The following is a 20,914-nucleotide window of genomic DNA, read 5'->3' on the forward strand; positions in this document are numbered from 1 at the left end:
CTCCTGATAAAACTGTAATTTTTATTATTTATTGTGTTTTTCTTCTATTGATTTAATCATATTTACTCTTCTAGCATGTCTATCACCTTCAAAATCTGTACTAATCCAAGCCTCAACTATTTCAAGTGCTAAACCTTTACCTAAAACTCTTTCACCTAATGACAACATATTTGCATCATTGTGTGCTTTTGACATTTTTGCAGAAAATACATCTGATACAACTGCACATCTTATTCCAGGAACTTTATTGGCAGCTAAAGATATTCCTATCCCTGTACCACAGCATAATATTCCATAATCTACATCTTTATCTATAACTGCATTTGCAACTATTTCTCCATACGCAGGATAATCAACAGAATCTGTAGCATTCTTAGTTCCATAATCTACACATTCAATCCCTTTTCCTTCTAAATAGTTTATTATTTCTTTTTTTAAATTATATCCTCCATGGTCACAGCCTAATCCTATTTTCATTTCTTTATCCTCCGTTTTATATATTTTTTACTATTTGGTTGACAGAATATATTATTTCTTTCATAGTATCTCTATAAGTATCCAAGCTTCCACCAAATGGGTCAGATATATCTGACTCATCCTGATTTGCGAACCCTTTAAAAGTATACACTTTTTCTTTGCATTTTGGAACTGCTTGGACTAAAATTTCTTTATGAGATTTAGTCATTGTTAGTATGATATCTGATTTATCTAATAAATCCTTAGTAATTACTCTACTTTTATGATTTGATAAATCTATTCCAAGCTCTTTTAAAGCTTCTATAGAATTATTAGAAGCATCCATACCATTTGCTGTAGATATACCCGCTGAGGATATGCAATATTCTTCAATATTTTTTCCAGACTCCTCAATAGCTTTCTTTAATATAACTTCAGCCATAGGACTTCTACAAGTATTTCCTGTACATACAATAAGTATATTCATATTTCACAACTCCTTTTTAAGCTTTTATTACTTTATATCCTGCTGACTTAAGTAATCTATTCATAATTGCTTGTCCGACACCGCTCTTAGGAAATTCCTCAGAATATATAACATCCATACCTTTTTTATCCATTTCTATGAGAGCATCAAACAAATTACTTGCTACTTCCTCAAGAGTACTCCCCAAATCTATTACTTCTCCATTATAAAACTCTTTATTTCTACTAATGCACATTACACCTGTTTTTAGACCTTTTTCTTTATTAGATTTTATCATATCATTAATCTTTGTTGCTACATTCTCTCTTTTGCCAGATATAATATATACGTCTGCATTTGGTGAATAATGTTTATATTTCATTCCTGGAGCCTTGGCTTTTTGATTATCTTCTTTTTTACTTAATGATGGATCAAGCCTTACTTCACCAAGAATTTCTTCTAAGACTTCTTTAGTTATACTTCCAGGTCTTAATATCATAGGAATCTCTTCTGTAAGGTCTAATACAGTTGATTCTAGTCCAAAGTTACTATCTCCTCCTAAAACTATTCCATCAACTCTTCCATTCATTTCTTCATATACATGTTTCGCTTTTGTTGGGGATGGTCTCCCTGATATATTTGCAGAAGGAGCTGCAATAGGTATGCCTGCTTCTTTTATTATTGCCCTGGCAATAATATGAGAAGGCATTCTTATTGCAACTGTATCAAGTCCTCCACTAGTTCTATATGGAATTATATCTTTTTTATTTAGTATTATAGTTATAGGCCCTGGCCAAAGTTTTTCCATAACAAGTTTAGCTTTATCACTTATATCTTTAGCTAAATCATAAACTTCTTCTTTTTCATAAATATGGACTATAAGTGGATTATCACTAGGTCTACCTTTAGCTTCATAAATCTTCTTTACTGCATTTTCATCTAATGCATTTGCACCTAATCCATATACTGTCTCAGTTGGAAAAATAACCGTCTTACCTTCTCTAAGAAGTTTTGCTTGTATTTTTATTTCCTCATAATCAATATTATTTATATCAATATTACTTATAATAGTCTTCATCTTTCGTATGCCTGCTTTCATTTTAATTTTAGATATAGTTTACAATTATTGTACCTAACAAAAAACCAACTATACAATACACACTTTTTGAATGCGGAAAAATTTCTTCCAATACAACATACATCATTGTACCTCCTGCTGTAGCAAGAAATACACCTATAAGAGAAGTAAACACTCCTCCAAAATAAACACCTAAAAAACTTCCTAGACCCATAGGCAATCCAGCTATTATTGTAAATAAAATAACTTTACTCATCCTCATTTTATTACATATCAGACCCAATGCCATAGCTAATCCTTCTGGTATGTTATGTAGACCTATTACTATAGCAAGAGTGATACCTAAGCTTTCTGTTGACATAAAAGAAGAACCAATAGCCAGTCCTTCTGGTAAATTATGTAGTAATATACTTATGAATATAAGATATCCAGATGCCATACTTCCAGATACATCCAATCTTGTTTTTATGTACATAGTTATGAGAGCTCCAACAAATGTAAATATAACTGTATTGATTACTCCCATTTTATCCATGGATTCTTTCATCAAATCAAATACTACTACAGCCAACATTATTCCGCCAGACAATCCCATAAAGAAATTTAGGTATTTATCAACTTCTCTTTTAAAGATAGCTGATATAACTCCTCCTAATCCTGTCCCTATAACACCTGCCAAAAGTCCAATTATTGTTACTTTTAGTATCATATAACCCTCCTGTACTTGTATATAACAATTATATACAGTAGAATATGATAACATGACCTAAAATGCAAAATAGCTGTTTCAAAATAGAAAATAATTTCTAGAAAGAAACAGCTCTTTTAAAACATTCCTTATATTGCAGTCATTTTTTCTGTTTGGTCAACAGTAATTAAAGCGTCTATCATTTCATCTATATCCCCATCTAAGAATGCATCTAGCTTATATAAAGTTAAATTTATTCTATGGTCACTTATTCTACCTTGAGGGAAATTATATGTTCTTATTCTTTCTGATCTGTCACCAGTTCCGACTTGGCTTTTTCTTTCTGCTGCTATATCTTTGTGTTGTTCTGCCAATGCTTTATCGTAAAGTCTCGCTTTTAATATTTTTAAAGCTTGCTCTTTATTTTTTAATTGTGATTTTCCATCTTGACAAGATACTACTTCACCTGTAGGTATGTGTGTTACCCTAACAGCAGAGTCAGTAGTATTGACACTTTGCCCTCCATTACCTGAAGAACGGAAAACGTCTATTCTTAAATCATTTGGATTTATGTCAACTTCTACATCTTCAACCTCTGGTAATACTGCAACAGTAGAAGTTGATGTGTGTATTCTTCCACCAGATTCAGTTGATGGTATCCTTTGAACTCTATGAACTCCAGATTCATACTTTAATCTTGAGTAAGCTCCTTTACCTTTTATCATAAAAGATACTTCTTTATATCCACCCACTCCAGTATCACTAGCACTTAATAATTCTATTTTCCATCTTCTTCTCTCAGCATATCTCGAATACATTCTAAATAAATCACCTGCAAATAGAGCTGCTTCATCTCCTCCAGCTCCACCTCTAATTTCAACTATAACGTTCTTGTCATCATTAGGGTCTTTAGGTAATAGTAGTATTTTTATTTCTTCTTCTATTGGAGCTACTTTTTCTTCCATTTCAGATAGTTCCATTTTAGCTAATTCTCTTAACTCTTCGTCTGACTCTTCTTGTAAAATTTCTTTTGATTCCTTTATGCTATCTAAAACGCTTTTGTACTCTCTGTATTTCATAACAATAGGCTCTAAGTCAGCATGTTCTTTTATATACTTTTGCCAAACTTTTTGATCATTTATTACATCAGGATCACCTATTTTTTCACTTAAGTCTTTATATGTATCTTCCAATACCTCTAATTTTTTTAACATACTTTCACCTCGATTAAATGTAACATATCAATTGTTGATTATATCATATATTGTATCCTATAACAACTCTATCAATGCCTTGTATATCCTTCTTTGTATATATTTTTTTATATCCATTACTTTTCATAATATTAATTACATCTTCAGCTTGATTGTGACCAACTTCATATGCTAATATTCCACATTGATTTAAATATTTCTTACCTTGCTCTGTTATTTTTCTATAAAAATCCAATCCATCTTCTCCACCCTCAAGTGCATTATATGGCTCATAATCTTTAACTTGTGTGTGTAGTGTTTCTATGTCTTGTTTTTTTATATATGGTGGATTTGAAACTATAATATCAAATTTTATATCACTATTATTCAATACTGTAAATAAATCTGATTTAATGTACTCTATTTTTTCATCAACTTCATTTATAATAGCATTTTTCTTTCCTATTTCTAAGGCTGTTTCTGATATATCAAAAGACATCAATTTAGAATTTTCAATATATTTTGCTAAGCTAACTGTAATCGCACCTGAACCAGTACCTATATCTAGTATGCTTACATTCTTTCTACCTTTACATATTTCAATTATTTCTTCTACCAAAGTTTCTGTATCTGGTCTTGGGATTAATACCCCTTCCTTAACAAAGAAATCTAGTCCCATAAACTCCCTATTTTCAACTATATATGCTATTGGTCTTCCATTTATTCTTTCTTCTGCAAAACCTATAAATTCTGTTTTCTGTTCTTCAGTTAATTCTTTACTTAGATTTAAGTGAATATACAATCTATCAACGTCACCTAATGCTTTTTGTAACAATAATTCTGTATCTAGTCTTGGAGTATCACTTATACCTTTAAATTCCTCTGAATATTTAATAATTATATCTTTTATCGTCATAATAAATACCCTTTTCTTTAATCTACTACTGCCTTTAATGCTTCTAAAGCTACTTCTAACTGCTCATCATCAGGCTCTTTAGTCGTAAAGTATTGCAACATCATACCTGGATATGCAATAATCTTAGTAAATCCATTGTCGTATTTTCCAAGAATTCTAATTACTTCATAAGATAATCCTGCTACTATAGGAACGCATATGATTCTCATAAATATCCTAAGTATTGGATTTGGCCAACCAAAAAATGCAAATAGTATTATTGATACAGCCATAACTATAAACAAAAAATTTGTACCACATCTAGGGTGAAGTCTTTTAAATTTTCTAGCGTTTTCTACTGTAAGTTCCAAATTATTTTCATAACAATATATTGATTTATGCTCTGCGCCATGATATTGAAATACTCTTTCTATATCCTTACTTCTAGAAATCAATACTATATATGCAAATAATATAACTATCCTTATGATGCCTTCTATTAAATTGAGCATAAAATCACTAGGTATTACCTTAGAAAAAGCCCCTCCTACTAGTGTAGGTATAAAAATAAATAAACCAGCAGAAAGTATCATCGCTATAACCAAGGAAAATACTATAAGTATATCATTTGCCTTATCTTTAAAAATCTTCTTCATAAATAAGTCAAATTTGTCCTCTTCAGCTTCTTCCATAAAAAACTCTGAAGAAAAGTTCAAGCTCTTTATTCCTTGAATCATTGTATCTATCATAACAAAAGAACCTCTAATAAAAGGTATCTTGTCTATATTCTTATCTCTTACCCAACTTTTTATTCTATCTTCTTTTAAGGCTATTTCTCCGTCACTTTTTCTAACAGCTACAGCTCTTTTATCTTTTGATTGCATCATTACGCCTTCAATAACAGCTTGACCACCTACAGATTGCTTTCCCATCCACTCACCTCATTCAATTGCATTTTAAATACTTAATTTAACATATTTATTATTATAATACAAAAAGACAATTTAAAGTAGAATATGAACCTTTTTTTGTAATAAAATAGGAGTTGGCTTCCTCCAACTCCACTTTTATAAAAATTAGTCCATTTTGAATCTTTTTTTGAATTTGTCGATTCTTCCACCTTTTTCTATGTTCTTTTGTTTTCCTGTATAGAATGGATGGCACTCTGAACATATTTCAACTTTTATTTCGTCCTTAGTTGAACCAGCAACAAATGTGTTCCCACAAGCACAACGCACTTCAACTGGATTATATTTTGGTTGTATTTCCTTTTGCATTATAGTCACCTCTTCTCTTTATTTAAAAAAATTAATTATATTAACTTTCTTTTTACATTATCAACTACATTATTATAGCACAACTTATTATGCCATTCAAGTGATTTTTCTATTACTTTATATAATCTATTTTTACAATTATTCCTTGATTTTACAAACTCTTTATCGATTTTACAAATTCTTTATTGTCTTTGGTTCTTTTTATAAGTTCAATGACTTTATCTGTGATTTCCATCACTGAATTATTACTCATTTCTCTTCTTAATCTCCAAAGAGCTGTTTTTTCTTCATCATCAAGCAATAGGTCATCTCTTCTTGTCCCAGACTTATAAATATCAATTGCAGGGAATATCCTTTTTTCAGCTAATTTTCTATCTAAATGTAATTCCATATTTCCTGTACCTTTAAATTCCTCGAAAATTACATCATCCATTCTAGAACCAGTTTCAACTAATGCTGTTCCTAGTATTGTCAGGGAACCACCTTGTCTTATATTTCTAGCAGCTCCAAAGAATTTTTTAGGTCCATGAAGTGCCCCAGGGTCAATACCTCCAGATAAAGTTCTACCTGTAGGAGATATTGTAAGGTTATATGCTCTTGCAAGTCTAGTTATACTGTCTAGTAATATTACTACATCTTTACCGTGTTCAACTAGTCTTTGAGCTCTATTTAATACCATTTCTGCAACCTTAACATGATGACTTGATACTTGGTCAAAAGTAGAATATATAACATCTCCTTCAATAGATTCCTTCATATCAGTAACTTCCTCTGGTCTTTCATCTATAAGAAGTACTATAAGTTCAACATTTGGATGGTTTTTAGCTATACTGTTTGCGACACTTTTTAAAAGAACTGTTTTCCCAGCTTTTGGAGGTGCGACTATCAATCCTCTTTGTCCTTTACCTATAGGAGAAATTAAATCTATAATTCTTGTGGCTATCTCATTTCTATTTGTTTCCAGTGTAAGTCGTTCTTCTGGAAAGATTGGTGTCAATGTCTCAAATGCATTTCTTTGTATAGCTGTATCAGGATTTTCATCATTTATCTTTTGAACATATAAAAGTGCTCTAAACTTTTCTCCACTTTTTGGATGTCTAGTTATACCCTTAATCTTATCTCCTGTTTTCATATTAAATCTTCTTATTTGAGATGGCGAAACATATACATCGCCTTCGGTAGATAAATAATTTGAGCCTCTTAAAAAACCAAATCCATCTGGTAAAATCTCAAGTACACCGACCACTTCATCTTCCTTTGATGTGTTAAATTCATCTACTATCTTAGATTCATCAACTTGTTTAGGCATATAATAGTTTTTATTATTATTTCTGACCATTCTATTACATGTATTTGACGCCTTATTGTAATCATTTGTATTTGATGTCTTATTATAATCATTTTTTTGGTTTCTGTTATCTTGGCTTTGGGAAATATTTTGATTATCCATATCTTTTTTGTTATATGATTTGGCAGGGCTCTTATATTCAACTTCTTTTTCTATGCTTTCGCTCTCTATATTTTCTTTTCTATTTTTTATGTCTTCTTTTATATTTTCATTTTTATCTTTAATTTCTTCACTCACTTTAATATCACTTGTTTTTACTTCGTTCTTGCTCTTAGAATTTATAATCTCAATTAGCTCATTTTTCTTATATGTAGTAATTGATTTTATTTTTAATTCTTTTGCTATTTCTCGTAGTTCAACTAATGTTTTACTACCCAATCCTTCTAATACTTTATCATCTAAAATCAAAAAAATCCTCCTCATCTATATATTCATTTATATACATACTTTTTTTGGAAATTGAAGGCATGAAAAAGAAAAGTTTTATTCAAACAGTTAAGTCTAATAATATCACTATTTATACATTATGGTCAATAAATAAAATTTAAAACATTATTATCCATATTATCCATTTATTTATTATATCTCAAGTCCAATCTTAGCACGTTTTTATAAATTTATCACTATATTTATATCTTATAATAATATTTTCCCTTAAAATATGCAACTATTATAAAAATTATTTTTTATCTTTATAAATTCTAAAAACCATACATAACTAGAATTCTGTAAATTTTTAACTACATCAAGTTATATATGGTTTTTATATTTATGTATACTACAGTAGTTATTTATTTCTACAACATAGTTGCAATCATGCTTAAAACAGCTGTTATACTTGTTAATACAAGAACACCTACAATCCCAACAGCTATTATTCTATTAATCTTTTTTTGACTTGATTTTGCCACACTACATCACCTTTCCTAATTATTTTTGAACTTCGAGTTCTTTAATCTCGCAAATCTTATCTGAATCTATTCCTTCATTTGTACTATTGTATAACACATTGTCATCTTTATCAAATTCATTACAGACATGTCTTAGATATTTAATAAAATCTTCCTTAAGGTCTTCTTTCTTTAGAGCAAAATCGACAGTCGCTTCTAAAAATCCTAATTTATCACCTACATCATATCTCTTACCCTCAAAGTTATATGCATACATGGCTTCCTTTTTAGATAATACTTTTAAAGCATCTGTAAGTTGTACTTCTCCACCTTTGCCTGGTGGTAAATCCTTGAGGATGTCAAATATCTCAGGAGTTATTATATACCTACCTAAAATAGCTATATTTGAAGGTGCCTTCCCTGATTCTGGTTTTTCCACCATATCTTTTACTTTATAAACCCTACCCTCTATATTTTTAGCTTCTATTATACCATATTTATTAGTATCTTCTGGATTCACTTTTTGCACACCTAATATTGTAGTTCTATACTCTTCATATGCGTCTGTTAATTGTTTTAAACAAGGTACATCATTGTCTACAATGTCATCTCCTAACATTACAGCAAAAGGCTCATCACCTATAAAATGTCTAGCACAATAAATCGCATCTCCCAGTCCTTTTGGTTCTTTCTGTCTTATATAATGTATATTAATCATATTAGATATGTTTTGTACTATTTCTAATAACTCTTTTTTACCTTTTTTTTCTAAGTCAAGTTCTAATTCTACAGATTTATCAAAATGGTCTTCAATAGATTTTTTATTTCTACCTGTTATTATTAATATTTCCTCTATCCCTGAAGCTACAGCCTCTTCTATTATGTATTGTAGTGTTGGCTTATCAACTATTGGTAACATTTCTTTTGGCTGTGCCTTTGTCGCTGGCAAAAATCTAGTGCCTAAACCTGCTGCTGGTATTACAGCTTTCTTAACTTTAACTTGCATAGAATCATCTCCCACTAATTAATAGATAAAAAGCCCTATTTATAAATAGGACTTTAAACTTTTAGTATATTTTAACATTAATTCGATATATTTTCCATGTGGATTATAATAAATCTTTTATAATAGCTTTTCAAGTTCTGCTACTAAGCTGTCAAATTTTTTGATTGTATTTTCTATAGGTTTTGTATTAGTTAAATTTATCCCACTTCCTTTTAATAAGTCTATTGGATAATCTGAGCTTCCTTTTTTAAGAAAATTTATATAATTATCTGAGCCATTTTTTAGTATATCTTGGGCGAAACTGACTCCTGCACTACAGCCTGTAGCATATTTATAGACATAAAAACTATTATAAAAATGTGGGATTCTTGCCCATCCGACCTTAGATAATTGGTCTAATTCATAGTTTTGCCCATAATACTTCTTGAGAAGTTGTCCCCAAACATCATTTAACACTAATGCATTTACACTTTTTCCTTTTTCTACTAATTCATGTATAGTTTTTTCAAATTCAGCATACATAGTTTGTGTATAAAGAGTATCCTTTATTAAATCTAGATATTGTGTTATATAATAAGCTTTCTCACCATTACTTTTAGATTCTCTTATAAGCATCTCATAAAGTAATGCCTCATTAGTAGTAGACGCAACTTCATGAGTAAATATAGATGGACTTGAATTAAAATAATTTTGGTTCTTAGAACTTAGATATTCATATACAGCATGACCTAACTCATGTGATAAAGTTGAAACTGAGCCTAGCGAATTATTATAATTTAAAAGTATATATGGATGATTTTCATAGACAGATAGGCAATATCCACCACTCACTTTATTTTCATGTGAATAAACATCTATCCATTTTTCATTAAACGCTTTGTATACTACATCATTGTATTCTTTTCCCAAAGGTGATAATGCTGAATATACTATACTCTGAGCTTTTTCATAGTTAATATTACTATCAACAGCCTTAACTATAGGTACAGACATATCATATGAATGAACCTTATCCAACTTTAAGACTTTTTTTCTTAAATCTATATATTTGTGTAAACTATCCATATTACTGTTTACAGTTCTTATTAAATTATTGTATACTTTTTCATCTACATTATCAGATTCTAAATACATTTCTAAAGACGACTCATAACCTCTTTCTTGAGAATAAAATATATTCTTTTTAACTTGGCCAGTAATCAAGCCCGCAATTGTATTTATATTATCATTATAAGTAATGAGTTCATCTTGATAAGCTTTTTTTCTATTTTCTCTATCTGGCGATTCCAGTTCACTTGCATATTGAGCTGGTGTCAAATTAGTTTTTCTATCCATATTTCTAAATAACTCATACACTTGACTTGGAAGACTACTTATTGAAGACACTTTACTTAGAATATCTTCTGATTTATCGTCCAAATAATGTACTTTATTTCTTCTTATATCTCTTAAATACACACCATATTTTCTATTTATATTTTTATTTGAAATAATCTTCTTATAATCTCTATTTGATAATTTTAATATCTCTAACTCTAAATCTGAGCAAATCCCCATATAGTCTCCATAAGATTTACCCATACTATCACTCATATCTAAATATTTATATGAATTTTTATTAGTATCTTGTTTTAATTTTACATAAGCAGAAAGTTTATTTAATCTTATATCAAGTTTCTCTTTGATATCTAACGCAAAAGACAAATGCGTTGGTGACTTTGTAACTTTACCTATGTAATTTTTAAGTTCTTTTGTATCTTTATTAAAACTCTTAAGTTCTTTTTTCCATTGGTCATCACTTTTAAATAGAGACTGTAAATTCCAACATGTTTTTTCATAATCTATTTCTTGTTTTTTTTCAGCATCATCTTCAGTATCATTATTCATGACAGTAATTGCTCTATCATTATTTTTTTGATATCCTTGGTCAGCTTTTATACTTATTATTAACATGCAAAAAATAGAGATAAATAAAGGTATTATTGCTTTGCACAATTTCCTATTCATAAAAAGCCATCCTTTCAATAAGTTTACTTAATAATAGGATGGCTTTTTTTAGATATATTATTCAATTATTCATACTATATAAATAAATATCGAATTAATAGTTATCCACATAATAATCAACATATTCACAGGCTTTACTTGCTTAGAAATTTAGTTATTTCAACATGAATCTCTTTTGATAATAGCTTTTGTTTTTTCTTTTTTTACATTTTATTAACATTTATGCCATACTTATCAACAAATTTTGTTGATTTATACGTTTTTTTTGTTAATAACTTTACTTTTTTCAAAAGTCTATTAACACATTATACACAAGTTATCCACATATTATACACAGAAATTTATAAAGTTTATTTTGTACATATTTTTGTAACTAGAACAGTCATGTCATCTTCGATTTGTAACGCTTGTAACTCCAATGCTCTATCTAATATTAAATTTGAAATTTCTTTTGGATTAGTAGTTTCTATGTTTTTTAAGAAATATATTAACCAATTATCACCTAAATTGTTATTTCTTCCTGCATCTACAATTCCATCAGAAACCATTATAACATAGTCCCCTTCCTTAACTTTTACATTTTTTCTATCAATCTTTACATCTGACAATATACCCACAGGTAAAGATGATGATGATATTAAATCAACTTCTCCATCCTCTCTTTTTATATAGGTAGAACATGCTCCCATCTTTATAGTTTCTAAACTCCCTCGTTTTAAATCTAAAATACCTAAGTCGAGAGTTGAAAACATTTCTTCTGAAGACTTTAATAACAACATATTATTTATAGTATCTATAACTATTTCATCTTTAATCTTTGCATCTATCATTTTTTCTAGTATATCAATAGTAGCAGAAGACTCTTCATAAGCTTTTTTACCTTTTCCCATACCATCGCTTATAGCCATCATATATTTGCCATCATTTATCTCCATATATGTGTAGTTATCTCCACAAAGGATATGTCCATCCCTTGACATTGCTGAAACTTCTGTAACAGCCTTATATTTTTGAGACTTAACAAATGTTGCTTTACATTTACCTCCTAAACAGTGACATCCTATTTTTCTAACAGACATATTCTCTCCTACTAGGTCTGAAATTATATCTACAATTTTATTTTCACACATGCAACCATCATTGCAAGTTTTCTTTTCTATTGATATTTCAAACTCGCTGTTACTCTTTGTTAAGTAACTTACTTTATCAACAGTTATATCATATCTCTCTAATTGTTCATATATATTTTTTTCTTTTTCTATATCTAACATTATATCGCCCTCTAAATCCTGAGACAGCGATTTAATTGATTTTGAAATACTCCTTATCTGATTTGCTATTAATTTTCTACTTTCTGAAAACTTCACACTCCAATCATAATCTAATACAAACATTTTATAATAGTGATTTGATATTTTCACTATTGACTCTGGCTTCATACATTCCTTTCTAAAGTTTTTAGGTATATCGTTTACACTTAATTCTCCTTTCTCTTCAATTTTTTCAAGAATATTATATATCATAGTGTATGTATGATTAAATCTTGATTCCCAACACATTCTTCTCATACTACAACTTTTACATTCATCATTATGAATCATATCTATTACATTAGCTATGTCTCTTTGGTCTAAAACCTTATCCTTTTCTCTTATCTTGTCAAATGTATCTGCAAGGTCATCATAGGTTTTATAGATACTGTTTAATCGGCTATTCGTTAAGTTTTTGCTTCTCATAATATAATCGTATACAATTTCATTTGAAGCTACATTACTTTTTATTAATTTTTCAATCTTATTGAATAACCTTTCAGGCAACACAATCACTATCAAGCATCCTAACAATATATCTCTTAGTTGCATCATATTTGAAGTAATACCAGAAGTATATAGGTATATTATTGTCCAACTTAGAATATATCCTAATATACAGAAATATTTATTTATTTTATTAAATGCACCACTTATTAATCCTGAAAAAGAATATATACCCATATAAATAGCTGATGTCATATTATTTAAAATAGATGCCACTCCAATAATTACACCACTAGATGCTCCCATGGTAGCTCCACCTACTATTGAGGTCAGTAATATCAATACCGTTGACAAAATGGTCCTTATCGATATTCCAAATAAAGATATATCTCCTATCCCCATTATACTAAAGGTTAGCAGTAAACTTATTGATATGGCTTCTTCTGTCCGTACAGACATCCTATTGTTTACATTGGCCATTAAACCTATACCATAAGAAAATACATATATAGATATAAACATTATTATTGCTTCTACACCTGCAACAAGCAGATTATACACACACCTATCAGAAAAGAACGCTTGTCCCATGGAAATTGGAAGTAATACCATTGAACCTATAAGCGCCACTTTGGCAATTGAATCTAATAGTTTTAGTTTCTTATTTAATGCCATAAATATTGTAAGGCACACAGCATATTTTGCTACATTTCCAAAATCATTGAATGATAACAATATCCCTATTAATGCTGATATAAATACAGGTATCTTGTACTTATCAATCTTTGATGCACATATAAAAAAGGCAATCCCTAAAGGAGCTACAGAGTCTACTATGATAGACCTACTAAGTAAAAATCCCATTACAGCGAATGACACTGTAGTAAAATCAATATATCCGCTTATTAATTTTATGACATTTGGTTTTACAGTTTTGTTCTTTACAACTGCTACACTTCTTTGCATAAAAAAACCTCCTCTTTTGTTTATATTAAGAATTGTAACAAAGAGGAGTAATTTTTTTTGTCATAATCGGTTCCAAATATCAAAAAATATTAATACATTTTTTTTGACTTTTGACATATTAAGCCTTCCAAATTATCGTATTCACTTACGGTTATTTCTTCTATTTCTAATTTTTCCATTATTATATTCAATATTTTTACACCAGCAGTTATAATATCCGCACGTTTTTCTTGTAGCCCTTTTAAGTTCTTTTTATCACTTAATGTCATCTTTATTAATTTTTGTAGAATTTCTTCTATTTCTTTTTTGCATATCTTACTATTATGTATTTTTTCCATAGAGTAAATTTCTAATTCTTGATTCATTGCTGACAATGATGTGATTGTACCTCCTATACCTATAAGAGTTTTTAATCCCTTTTCTTTTATGTAATTTAAAGTCTCACTGATTTCGTTATATATAAATGAACTCATAGCTTCAAACTCTTCATTTTCAATGATATCGTGTTTTAAAAATTTTTCTGTCATTCTAAGAGCTCCTACATTTTCACTTTTATTAAATTTAATTCCATCTGAATCACCTATAATAAATTCTGTTGAGCCTCCTCCAATATCTATAACAATAATATCATTCTCTTCTTGTATGCCTTCTAAAACACCTTTAAAGCCCAAATTTGATTCTTCTATACCTGTAACTATGTCAACATCAATACCAGCCTCTTCTTTTGCTAGTTTAACAAAATAATCTCCATTTTTACTATCTCTAAGAGCAGATGTCCCCATACAATAAATATTTTCACATTTTTCATCATTACACTTGTCAGAGAATTCTTTTAATGCTTCTATATTTCTTTGAATCGCATCTTCCTTTATATATCCCTTGCTATCTACACCTTGCCCAATTCTAGTTGTGTTAACAAATTTTTTTCTATTTATAAGTTTTCCATCCACATAATCTACTATCAACAATCTCATTGAGTTTGTTCCAATATCAATAGCTCCTATTTTCATTATAAAATTCCTCCTTAAATCAAAATAAAAAAGTCATCCTTAAACTGAATGACTTTTTTATTCAATCTTAAATTTTAAAATCAATACTCGTAGACTTATTGGCAACTTTTAATCAACGATTTATATCTACATAAACGGTTTCATTAGGCTTTACCATGTTTAACCTTTTTCTAGCTATTTCTTCTAAGTCTCCTTCATATGATTTTTCATCTTTCTTTAAGCTGTTTATTTGTATTTCAGTCTTTTTTAATTGTTTATTTAGACTTGCTATTTCTGTTTTATATTCTTTAGCTTTTTCGTACTCAAATACAAATCCTGTCATTATACTAAAAATTGATATTCCTAAAAATAAACTGATAACAATAATTTGTCCTGAAAATTTTTTTCTTAAGTTCATTTTTCCTACACCCTTTTTTTAGTTTTAGTTTTTTTCTTAGATTTTGATTTTTTCTTGTTTTTTGATTTTTTATTTGATTTTCTCTTTATACTTTTTTTTGTTGCTATAAATATATTTGGTATATAAAATATAATATCAAATAGTAGGTGTAGTGAATAGATTATAACGTAATACAAATTGTTTAAAAAACTGACTATGTAGTATGTAACTTTTTTAAAAGAATTCCTCACAAAACGAATTATTTTATTGATAATTGATAAAACAATTTTACTTATGGTGTTATAGTATAAAATAAAACCAATAAACAAAGCCACAAAATGGTAATATCTTAAATTAAAAAACTCTGTAAGGTTTATTGTTATAAATATTATAATGGTTGCTAGAAACCAAAATAATACATCAAAAATTATTGCAAAATAATTGATGAATTTAAAACTCCCTCTCAGGCTTCTATAAAAATCAAACAACACTCCTATGAGTATTCCACCATAAATAGTAGCGTAGAAAATACTTACATCTTGAGTAAAAGGTATCATCTATCTAAATACCTTTTTCAAAAAACTTTCTTGTGGCTTTTTAGGCTTTGCATATACCATAGAATTTATAGTTCCATCTATGCTAATTATATTTTCGTCTATACTTAGCTTGCTCATATCTAGGTTTTCGCCTTCAATTACCATCTCACCAACAGAAGTTTTAAGCTCTACTCTTTTATCATTAAAAGAATATATGTGCTCAACTCCTGAAATAACCAGCTTTGATCTATCTTTCAAAGTTATGTTCTGTTCCATAATATCCCCCCAGTAAATATTTCACTAATACTACTATTAATATACTAGAGGACTATTAATTTTATTCTAAAATTTCGTACATTTCTTTCGCATCATTTTTTAATACATGCTCTCTTACTTCATTTATCTTAAACTTCATCTTCTTCTCTCCAAATTGTATTTCTAATGTATCTCCAATATTCACTTCTGAAGAAGATTTAGCGACTTTTCCATTTATAGTGACAATTCCTTTATCACATGCATCTTTAGCAACAGTTCTTCTCTTTATAATCCTAGATACTTTTAAAAACTTATCTAATCTCATAATTATCACCTTCCTTAGCTCTATAGAAAAAGTGTGGTAAATTTATCCACACTTTTTCACAAGATTTCTAATTATCCATTTATTGTATCCTTTAATCCTTTTCCAGCTTTGAAAACTGGTGCTTTAGAAGCTGGTATATCTATAATTTGCTCTGGATCTCTTGGATTTCTTCCTTGTCTAGCAGCTCTTTCTCTTGTCTCAAATGTTCCAAATCCAACTAATTGAACTTTTTCATTATTTACTAGTGCATCTTGAACAGAACTCATAAATGCGTTTAACGCAGCCTCTGCTTCCTTCTTTGTTAATCCACTTTTTTCTGCCATCTTTGATACTAATTCAGCTTTATTCACGATATTTACCTCCTAAAAATGTTTATAATATAGACTCCTATCTTTCTGATAAAAGTTCTAGATTTTTGACAAATTTCCTTCCACAATTTTATTGTTTTTTAGCCTGATTCCAAAATTCATCCATCTCTTCAAGTGTCATGTCTTCTAATTTCCTATTTAAATTCATTGCACTTTTTTCTACAAACTCAAATCTATTTATGAATTTATCTGTAGTACAGTTCAAGGCTTCTCCTGAGTCTATGTCTAAAAATCTAGCTAGATTTACTATCGAAAATAATAAATCGCCTAGTTCTTCCTTTATGTATTTTATATTCCCGACCCTGTGTTCGTCAAGTAATTCCTGATATTCTTCTTCAATTTTTTTAAATACATCTTCTACATTGTCCCAATCAAAGCCAACAAGAGCTGCTTTATGTTGAACTTTACTAGCCTTCATAAGAGCTGGTAAATGTTTTGGTATTCTTCTAAGGCCATCTGTTACAGTGCTTTCGCCTTTTTCTTCTTTCTTTAACTCTTCCCAAGTTTTTTCAAACTTAGACATATCTAATTTTACACCATTAAATATATGAGGATGTCTATGAATTAATTTTTTGCATATACCATTTACCACTTCTTTTAAATCGAAGTAGCCCTCCTCATTACCTATCTGACAATGGAATATAACTTGTAAAAGAACGTCTCCTAGCTCTTCTACCATTTCATCTATATCATTATTATCAATTGCATTACAAAGTTCATATGCTTCCTCTATAACAGAATTTTTTAATGATTGATGTGTTTGTTTTTTATCCCATTCACATCCAGATGGGCTTCTTAATGTATTAACTATTATTTCTAAGTCATGTACTGTATTATACATCTTTTTAGAACTTTTGGGTATATATAAGCTAGTTAAATAGTCAAAAAAGTTTTCATTTCTGTCTAATTCACATAATTTTATAAACTTTTTACTTTCTAAATCTTTGACACCTGCTCCATTTACTATACATATTTCTTGATTATAATCATAATATTCCATAAGTTTTAACTTTACATTTGATGCTATAAATTTATCATACACTTGAGTTATTATCATACTTGTATCTAAATCTATATATGAGTTTTCTATCTCAAAAGCATCTATCAATTTAAATCCATCAGATGGGTCTATAGCTAAATAGTTAAACATAGCGTCTACAAAGCTCATAGAAGGTACTATCTCCACTTTTATGTGCTTTTCATTGGCAAGTCTCTCTATTATACTTACAGTCTTTTCTGCGACCCTTGGATGACCAGGAACCGCATATACTAAGTCACCTTTTGTAGATTCTTCTATAATAAATTCAGATATTTTTAAGTAAACACTCTCAAAGTTTTCCTCATTTTCATAAAAGTAATCTAAAGAAGTGTATTGTATAGTTTCTTTAAGCTTATCAATTATCGGATGTTTCTCTGTTCTAAAAAAGACTCTAGGGCTATTTTTTAAAGATTCCAGTACACCTTGACTTATAAGAGAATAGTCTCCTGGTCCAAGCCCTACAATACTTATCTTACCCATAACATCACTCCCATTAGCAAATTTCACTTTATTTTTGTATTGTTATACAAATAAGGAGCTTTACTATTTGTATAGTATTTCCTTTATTTGCATATATATTCCTATATTATCTTATAAGTTTAACTTTTTTTAACAATTTATATAATTTATCACCTTTTGGCATAGTTAGTATCTCTTCTTTTTTAATTCCGCCTATTCCAAGTATAACTACTACATATACAATACCACCAACACCTATTGCGATTATTGTAGATATACTATTACCCAATAATCCAACTAAAGCACCATAACTCAATTTAACCATTATAAACATTGTCATAACTGTTATAAATGGTTTTATTATAAATTCCTTCTTAGGAAATTTTACATTCATATATTTCTTAACATATAATAAGTTAATCATAGCTGCCACAAAGTATGCTGTAACTGTTCCAAAAGCTGAACCTAATACATTAATATCTGGAATACCTGTCAATGTATAACTTATAACAATCTTACATAACATACCCACACATAAAGCAATTACAGGAACTATTGGTTTTCCCATTCCTTGAATTATACCAGTCAATGTTTGTATTAATCCTAAGAACAGTACACATGGAGTAAGAGTAAACAAGATAGTTCCTACAGATGATGGCTCATGTGGAAATAAAAGACCCATTATTGGTATCGCTAATGATGCCATACCAAACGCACAAGGTAATACTATAAGTAAAGTCACCTTAACAGCACTTTTAGTATCTTTTCTAGCCTTTGATTTATTACCTAATGCATATGCTTTAGAAATAGCTGGAACTAAGCTCATACTCATTGCAGTTGTTATAACGGCTGGTAAATTTATTGTTGCCATTGCCATACCTGTCAATTGACCAAACATTGAATTTGCTACTTTATATGTAAAGCCTGCTTCCATAAGTCTTCTTATTACAATAACATTATCTATCATATTTACAAGTGGCATTACTGATGCACCTATTGTTATCGGAATAGCAACTGTTAAAAGCTTTTTAAAGATATAAGAAACTTGTTCATCCTTAAACCTTTGACTCGCATCTATCTCAGCTCTACGTTCTCTTCTTCCTAACATATAAGCAAACATCAGATAAACCATAGATGCTACTGAACCTATTGTAGCTCCTGATATAGCACCCGCTGCTCCTAAAGTTTGCCCAAAGCTTTTCATAAGTAGGTAAGCCAAAGTAAGACCTAATACAACTCTAAAAAATTGCTCTGCAACTTGAGACACAGCAATCTTAGTCATGTCTTGTCTACCTTGGAAATATCCTCTATATGCTGACATTGCTGGAACAAATAATAAAGCTGGAGCAATAGCTTTCATAGAGTACAATGCACCAGGATTTTTCATTATGTTTGTTACTATGTAGTCGGCTCCAAAAAACAATATACAAAATGATATTATACCAGTTATAAATAAAACTGTATGTGATACTTTAAATATCTTATTTGCACCTTTATAATTTCCAATGGCAACTTTTTCCGAAACCAACTTTGCCACAGCTGTTGGGAATCCAGCAGTAGCTAATGTTAAAAATAGAGTGTACACAGGATAAGCAGCCTGATAGTATCCCATTCCTTCTGAACCAATCATGTTTCCAAGGGGAATTCTAAAAAATCCACCCATTATTTTTACAATTACACCTGCTAGCCCAAGTATAAGGGCTCCTTTTAAAAAGGAGTCTTTGTTTTTGTTATTGTTCATAACATAACCTCCATACTGTTTATATAACAAACTTTAATATACCATATTTTTAATGCTATATTCAATATTTTAAACAAAAACTTCAAAAGACCTTCACGCAAAAGGTCTTTATGATAAAATTATTGAACTTGTTTTCCTAAAAAGTTAGCAGCTATTTTTAAAGATTTTTCTTCACTTTCTGCAATTGTATCTTTATCTTTTGAAACAACTACAATCGAACCTATACAGTCACCAGATGCACTAATTATAGGCATAATAACTTGACTAATATATTCCTTTTGGTCTTCTTTAAATAAAGGTAAAATATTTTTATCTTTTGAGTATTTTACTGTTCTTTCACTTATTATTGCTTCTAACTCATCACTTATACTTTTTTCTTTATAATCTTTTTTAGGAAGTTTAGATACAGCTATTATAGAATCTAAATCTGTTATTAATACACCATATCCTAGTACTTCTGCTAATGTTTCAGCATATTCCTGAGAGAATTCATTTAATTCTCCTATTGGAGAGTATTTTTTAAGTATGACTTCTCCATCTTTTGCTGTGAATATCTCTAAAGGATCTCCTTCTCTAATTCTTAATGTCTTTCTTATCTCCTTTGGGATAACTACCCTTCCAAGATCATCTATTCTTCTAACTATACCTGTTGCTTTCATATTTTTTAATCCCTCCATAAATTACTTTAAGTTTATTTTTACCATTGTTAAGAAAAATATACAAAAAAAGCTATATCTTCTCCAGATATAGCTTTTTTAAGCATATTACTATTTTTTTA

The 20,914-nt window shown here is 29.3% G+C and carries 21 protein-coding genes; all 21 read right to left on the bottom strand.

Annotated elements, in window-relative coordinates; genetic code table 11:
* Positions 1-24: 24 nt before the first annotated feature.
* On the bottom strand, positions 25-477 hold the full coding sequence (gene rpiB, locus IR151_RS15645) for a ribose 5-phosphate isomerase B (RefSeq protein WP_227436250.1): 453 nt from the start codon (positions 475-477) through the stop codon (positions 25-27).
* 16 nt (positions 478-493) lie between these two features.
* Entirely contained in the window at positions 494-943 is a 450-nt protein-coding gene (locus IR151_RS15650; RefSeq protein WP_227436252.1) for a low molecular weight protein arginine phosphatase, read from the bottom strand.
* Between the two features lie 16 nt (positions 944-959).
* Positions 960-2,000 (bottom strand): L-threonylcarbamoyladenylate synthase, encoded by a 1,041-nt coding sequence (locus IR151_RS15655; RefSeq protein ID WP_227436254.1) that lies wholly within the window; start codon positions 1,998-2,000, stop codon positions 960-962.
* A gap of 28 nt (positions 2,001-2,028) precedes the next feature.
* Positions 2,029-2,709: a ZIP family metal transporter gene (locus tag IR151_RS15660; RefSeq protein ID WP_227436256.1), complete on the bottom strand. Its 681-nt coding sequence runs from the start codon at positions 2,707-2,709 to the stop codon at positions 2,029-2,031.
* Positions 2,710-2,837: 128 nt separating this feature from the next.
* Positions 2,838-3,902: a peptide chain release factor 1 gene (gene prfA, locus IR151_RS15665; RefSeq protein ID WP_227436258.1), complete on the bottom strand. Its 1,065-nt coding sequence runs from the start codon at positions 3,900-3,902 to the stop codon at positions 2,838-2,840.
* Between the two features lie 43 nt (positions 3,903-3,945).
* Entirely contained in the window at positions 3,946-4,797 is an 852-nt protein-coding gene (gene prmC / locus IR151_RS15670) for a peptide chain release factor N(5)-glutamine methyltransferase (RefSeq protein WP_227436268.1), read from the bottom strand.
* Positions 4,798-4,814: 17 nt separating this feature from the next.
* Entirely contained in the window at positions 4,815-5,708 is an 894-nt protein-coding gene (locus IR151_RS15675; protein ID WP_227436270.1) for a DUF1385 domain-containing protein, read from the bottom strand.
* Positions 5,709-5,852: 144 nt separating this feature from the next.
* On the bottom strand, positions 5,853-6,053 hold the full coding sequence (gene rpmE / locus IR151_RS15680) for a 50S ribosomal protein L31 (RefSeq protein WP_003421397.1): 201 nt from the start codon (positions 6,051-6,053) through the stop codon (positions 5,853-5,855).
* 151 nt (positions 6,054-6,204) lie between these two features.
* The gene (gene rho / locus IR151_RS15685) at positions 6,205-7,824 is read right to left on the bottom strand and encodes a transcription termination factor Rho (RefSeq protein ID WP_227436272.1); all 1,620 of its coding nucleotides are present in this window, start codon (positions 7,822-7,824) and stop codon (positions 6,205-6,207) included.
* A gap of 507 nt (positions 7,825-8,331) precedes the next feature.
* Positions 8,332-9,297 (bottom strand): UTP--glucose-1-phosphate uridylyltransferase GalU, encoded by a 966-nt coding sequence (gene galU / locus IR151_RS15690; protein WP_227436274.1) that lies wholly within the window; start codon positions 9,295-9,297, stop codon positions 8,332-8,334.
* Positions 9,298-9,414: 117 nt separating this feature from the next.
* Positions 9,415-11,304 (bottom strand): oligoendopeptidase F, encoded by a 1,890-nt coding sequence (pepF, locus tag IR151_RS15695; protein ID WP_227436275.1) that lies wholly within the window; start codon positions 11,302-11,304, stop codon positions 9,415-9,417.
* Positions 11,305-11,654: 350 nt separating this feature from the next.
* Positions 11,655-14,027: a stage II sporulation protein E gene (gene spoIIE, locus IR151_RS15700; protein ID WP_227436277.1), complete on the bottom strand. Its 2,373-nt coding sequence runs from the start codon at positions 14,025-14,027 to the stop codon at positions 11,655-11,657.
* An 89-nt stretch (positions 14,028-14,116) separates the two neighbouring features.
* Positions 14,117-15,037, bottom strand: coding sequence for a Ppx/GppA phosphatase family protein (locus IR151_RS15705; RefSeq protein WP_227436279.1), 921 nt, complete (start codon positions 15,035-15,037; stop codon positions 14,117-14,119).
* Between the two features lie 112 nt (positions 15,038-15,149).
* Positions 15,150-15,434, bottom strand: coding sequence for an FtsB family cell division protein (locus tag IR151_RS15710; RefSeq protein WP_227436281.1), 285 nt, complete (start codon positions 15,432-15,434; stop codon positions 15,150-15,152).
* Positions 15,435-15,439: 5 nt separating this feature from the next.
* Complete coding sequence (gene yabQ, locus IR151_RS15715) at positions 15,440-15,970, bottom strand: spore cortex biosynthesis protein YabQ (protein WP_227436283.1); 531 nt, start codon at positions 15,968-15,970, stop codon at positions 15,440-15,442.
* The gene (locus tag IR151_RS15720) at positions 15,971-16,225 is read right to left on the bottom strand and encodes a YabP/YqfC family sporulation protein (RefSeq protein WP_003421411.1); all 255 of its coding nucleotides are present in this window, start codon (positions 16,223-16,225) and stop codon (positions 15,971-15,973) included.
* 61 nt (positions 16,226-16,286) lie between these two features.
* Positions 16,287-16,529 (bottom strand): RNA-binding S4 domain-containing protein, encoded by a 243-nt coding sequence (locus tag IR151_RS15725; protein WP_227436285.1) that lies wholly within the window; start codon positions 16,527-16,529, stop codon positions 16,287-16,289.
* Between the two features lie 71 nt (positions 16,530-16,600).
* Positions 16,601-16,879, bottom strand: a complete 279-nt coding sequence (locus IR151_RS15730) for an HU family DNA-binding protein (protein WP_227436295.1) — start codon at positions 16,877-16,879, stop codon at positions 16,601-16,603.
* Positions 16,880-16,967: 88 nt separating this feature from the next.
* A complete protein-coding gene (gene mazG, locus IR151_RS15735) occupies positions 16,968-18,416 on the bottom strand; it encodes a nucleoside triphosphate pyrophosphohydrolase (RefSeq protein ID WP_227436296.1) in 1,449 nt (482 codons plus the stop codon).
* A gap of 106 nt (positions 18,417-18,522) precedes the next feature.
* On the bottom strand, positions 18,523-20,136 hold the full coding sequence (locus tag IR151_RS15740) for a polysaccharide biosynthesis protein (RefSeq protein ID WP_227436298.1): 1,614 nt from the start codon (positions 20,134-20,136) through the stop codon (positions 18,523-18,525).
* A gap of 119 nt (positions 20,137-20,255) precedes the next feature.
* Positions 20,256-20,795, bottom strand: coding sequence for a stage V sporulation T C-terminal domain-containing protein (locus IR151_RS15745; RefSeq protein ID WP_227436300.1), 540 nt, complete (start codon positions 20,793-20,795; stop codon positions 20,256-20,258).
* Positions 20,796-20,914: the final 119 nt, after the last annotated feature.

Source organism: Clostridioides sp. ES-S-0006-03 (assembly GCF_020662275.1).
Taxonomy (GTDB): Bacteria; Bacillota; Clostridia; order Peptostreptococcales; family Peptostreptococcaceae; genus Clostridioides.

Coding starts and splice junctions, on each gene's coding strand:
- IR151_RS15675 (WP_227436270.1), bottom strand. CDS start 5,708: ATGGGAAAGCAATCTGTAGGTGGTCAAGCTGTTATTGAAGGCGTAATG.
- IR151_RS15650 (WP_227436252.1), bottom strand. CDS start 943: ATGAATATACTTATTGTATGTACAGGAAATACTTGTAGAAGTCCTATG.
- mazG (WP_227436296.1), bottom strand. CDS start 18,416: ATGGGTAAGATAAGTATTGTAGGGCTTGGACCAGGAGACTATTCTCTT.
- IR151_RS15740 (WP_227436298.1), bottom strand. CDS start 20,136: ATGAACAATAACAAAAACAAAGACTCCTTTTTAAAAGGAGCCCTTATA.
- rpmE (WP_003421397.1), bottom strand. CDS start 6,053: ATGCAAAAGGAAATACAACCAAAATATAATCCAGTTGAAGTGCGTTGT.
- rho (WP_227436272.1), bottom strand. CDS start 7,824: ATGAGGAGGATTTTTTTGATTTTAGATGATAAAGTATTAGAAGGATTG.
- IR151_RS15745 (WP_227436300.1), bottom strand. CDS start 20,795: ATGAAAGCAACAGGTATAGTTAGAAGAATAGATGATCTTGGAAGGGTA.
- pepF (WP_227436275.1), bottom strand. CDS start 11,304: ATGAATAGGAAATTGTGCAAAGCAATAATACCTTTATTTATCTCTATT.
- spoIIE (WP_227436277.1), bottom strand. CDS start 14,027: ATGCAAAGAAGTGTAGCAGTTGTAAAGAACAAAACTGTAAAACCAAAT.
- rpiB (WP_227436250.1), bottom strand. CDS start 477: ATGAAAATAGGATTAGGCTGTGACCATGGAGGATATAATTTAAAAAAA.
- IR151_RS15710 (WP_227436281.1), bottom strand. CDS start 15,434: ATGAACTTAAGAAAAAAATTTTCAGGACAAATTATTGTTATCAGTTTA.
- prmC (WP_227436268.1), bottom strand. CDS start 4,797: ATGACGATAAAAGATATAATTATTAAATATTCAGAGGAATTTAAAGGT.
- IR151_RS15725 (WP_227436285.1), bottom strand. CDS start 16,529: ATGAGATTAGATAAGTTTTTAAAAGTATCTAGGATTATAAAGAGAAGA.
- yabQ (WP_227436283.1), bottom strand. CDS start 15,970: ATGATACCTTTTACTCAAGATGTAAGTATTTTCTACGCTACTATTTAT.
- IR151_RS15705 (WP_227436279.1), bottom strand. CDS start 15,037: ATGAAAATAGGAGCTATTGATATTGGAACAAACTCAATGAGATTGTTG.
- galU (WP_227436274.1), bottom strand. CDS start 9,297: ATGCAAGTTAAAGTTAAGAAAGCTGTAATACCAGCAGCAGGTTTAGGC.
- IR151_RS15720 (WP_003421411.1), bottom strand. CDS start 16,225: ATGGAACAGAACATAACTTTGAAAGATAGATCAAAGCTGGTTATTTCA.
- IR151_RS15655 (WP_227436254.1), bottom strand. CDS start 2,000: ATGAAGACTATTATAAGTAATATTGATATAAATAATATTGATTATGAG.
- IR151_RS15660 (WP_227436256.1), bottom strand. CDS start 2,709: ATGATACTAAAAGTAACAATAATTGGACTTTTGGCAGGTGTTATAGGG.
- prfA (WP_227436258.1), bottom strand. CDS start 3,902: ATGTTAAAAAAATTAGAGGTATTGGAAGATACATATAAAGACTTAAGT.